Here is a 1,403-nt window from a genome sequence, read left to right on the forward strand (position 1 = left end):
GTCACATTGCTGATGTGATGGGCGTTGAGGAGATCATGATCGTCTGTGCCGGGTAGTTTGCGGTAATCGATGTACGACACCATGAAGACGTCGGTGCGCGTGCGTCGAATCTTGTCGCCCAAAGCATCTCGAACCTGGGCCATGGTGACGCCCTCGAGCGTCAACGCAACTCGGAACGACGCGTGCGTATGTGCAAGGGATGCACCGAAATCCGCGTCGGGAGTGATCTGGACCGTGATCGGCGCGCTGGTGGTGAGCCAGCCGATCGCGTCGGCCCAACGGGGATCTTTGCGGATGTGCAGCGGGAATTGCAGGGGAAGCGTCGCCTGTCCGGTGTACGAGTGGACGGAAAGACCCATCGCAGTGAGGATTCCGGTGAACACGCTACCGCCGGCGGACAGGCAGATCTCGTCGAACGTCGCCGTCAGCTCCTCGTCGAGCAGCACGCGCACATCGGCGCCCTGCGGCGCTGGCTTTCCGCCCTCGACGCCGAGATCCAAGGGGAAACTCGGTGAAGTACCACCGCAAATCTCGTAGAACCTTGCCCACTCCCGGATTCGAGGGTCGTTGTCGACGGGAAGTAGAGCGTCGGCCTCCAGTTCGCAGTACCGCACGAAACTTCCCGGGTCACCCAGTCGGCTCATCACTGCGTCGACCGCCGAGTGGTCGGTCAGGTCGGGTAGGGCGATCAGTCCCTCGTAGATCTGTCGCAGTTCCCCGAGTGCGATGACCAACGAGTACCCGTCGACCAGTGTGTGATCGAAGGCGCTCAGGACTGTGTAGTGCTCTTCGCGTTCGACCGTGGCAAATGTGTAGGCAGGGAAGGTCAGTGGATCGCAGACCGTCGTGAATCGCTTCTTGAGGTGCGCTCGCAGATTCTCGGTGGAATCGAACTTCAGCGGTTCCGAAGTCTCGATGTGTGTGCCGTCTGGATCGAGTCCCATTCGGGTGGTGGTGAACTCGCCCACCTCGAATCCTGTGTGCAGAGTGTCATGGCGACTGATGAACAGGCGCAGCGCGAGATCGAGTGCAGGCCGATTCAGTTCTCCGGGAAGATCGAATGCCGCTGCCATCCATACGCTCCGGCCCATGCCGTGTGTTCGCGCAGTCTCGAGGTGAAAATGCTGGTTGTACGACGGTGGTACCTCGGACTCGGTGACGGCACCGTCTGCAGGCTGGAGCGACCATTCGGTGACGATTCCCGGCTCGAGTCCGTATCGATCGATCGAGGTGACATGCATCAGGACGCTCCCTCTGGTGCCGAGAACGAGTAGTCGCCCTGAGCTGCAACAGTTTTGATGATGGTGGATACATGCTCGGCGAAGCGGGTGGCAGATTCGTGCGCCGTGGGGGTGTCAGGGTGTGACACGGCGATCCAGGTACCGGTGTGCATCCGGTTGATC

1 protein-coding gene is annotated in these 1,403 nt (G+C 60.8%); it reads right to left on the reverse strand.

Annotation, left to right across the window (positions count from 1 at the left end; all coding sequences use genetic code 11):
- Nucleotides 1-1,241, reverse strand: a 1,241-nt coding sequence (locus ABT116_RS46375; protein WP_351647246.1) for a condensation domain-containing protein, incomplete at its 3' end; no start/stop codon positions are given.
- Nucleotides 1,242-1,403 lie beyond the last annotated feature (162 nt).

It is taken from the genome of Streptomyces sp. NPDC002130 (assembly GCF_040296465.1).
GTDB lineage: Bacteria > Actinomycetota > Actinomycetes > Streptomycetales > Streptomycetaceae > Streptomyces.